The organism is Psychrobacter sp. TB20-MNA-CIBAN-0197 (genome assembly GCF_040309765.1).
GTDB classification, from domain to species: Bacteria; Pseudomonadota; Gammaproteobacteria; order Pseudomonadales; family Moraxellaceae; genus Psychrobacter; species Psychrobacter submarinus.
On the sequence record NZ_JBEOPC010000490.1, the window covers coordinates 1 to 276 of the forward strand.

Here is a 276-nt window from a genome sequence, read left to right on the forward strand (position 1 = left end):
TCCCTGAAGGGCAATGGGTGCAGGACTCGCTGGGCGCGCATGCCGAGGCCAGTCGCCGCTTGCTCGATCATCCGGGGCGGCTGTCGCTGGACTCGGGGCAGAGCCAATTGGTCAGCTGGCTGGCGAACAGTCCGGTCAGCGATCCGTTGATCGCGCAGCAAGGCGCGGTGTTGCTGCTGGCCAGTCTCAATCACGCGCAACCTGCCGAACTCCGCGCGCGTCGCCTGCCCTACGCCGCGCTGGATGCGCACATCGAGCAATACGCCGGCTATCCGC

General features: G+C 67.4%; 1 protein-coding gene. It reads left to right on the forward strand.

Annotated features, from left to right (window positions below; all coding sequences use genetic code 11):
* Positions 1-17 precede the first annotated feature (17 nt).
* A partial coding sequence (locus AAEY83_RS14630; RefSeq protein ID WP_351059998.1) for a hypothetical protein occupies positions 18-276 on the forward strand: 259 nt, incomplete at its 3' end.